General features: G+C 24.2%; 1 protein-coding gene. It reads right to left on the bottom strand.

Translation table 11 applies throughout. From position 1 onward, the window contains the following. Positions 1 to 100: 100 nt before the first annotated feature. Complete coding sequence (locus G3997_RS03170) at positions 101 to 643, bottom strand: hypothetical protein (RefSeq protein WP_296647994.1); 543 nt, start codon at positions 641 to 643, stop codon at positions 101 to 103. Between the last annotated feature and the right edge of the window lie 60 nt (positions 644 to 703).

Below are 703 nucleotides of genomic sequence, written 5' to 3'. Positions count from 1 at the left end.
TAATTTATATCTCATTTTTTATTTATTGTGTGATATTTTTATGTTATTTATAACTAAAAATAGGAGATAAGCTTATTTGATATAAGCTATCTCCTATTAATTATTCACTAAATCTATCTATAAACTCTTTTAATATTTCTTCTACATCTCCACTATCGTCAACTTCTCTTATTCTAGGATTAGATATTCCTCCTCCATGTTCTAAGTCAACTAAAGATATTACTATTTCGCAATCTTCGTCTTCAAAATCAAACAATAATCCAATTAAGTTATCTACATTTAAACTTAATTCTCCTATATCTTTTATTGTACTATCATCTTCATATATATCATCCATATAATGATTAAGGCTATACTTCTTACCATCTATAAATTCAACTTTTTCACAACCTTCATATGTTTTTCCTATAGGGAATAAAAGTGCATTTTCTCCATTTAATAAAAGTTCTATATAATCATTTACATCTTCTATATTTTCATAATCCTCATCATAAGTTATTACATCCATATAATCTCTATCTATTAAACATATTCTAGATACATCCTTTGGATATTCAGATAATAACTCTTCAACATTATCATTATAATAACTTATAAAGTTCACTAGCTTAAATTCATCTGGCTTAAATCTTATATGCTCCATACTATACTTCCTTTCACTATCATTTTCAAAATATATTATATTTCGACATATATTAAAATA

Origin of the sequence: Romboutsia sp. 13368 (assembly GCF_018336475.1) — a bacterium.
In the GTDB taxonomy this organism is placed as follows: Bacteria; Bacillota; Clostridia; order Peptostreptococcales; family Peptostreptococcaceae; genus Romboutsia.
This window is presented reverse-complemented; position numbering and strand designations above follow the sequence as displayed.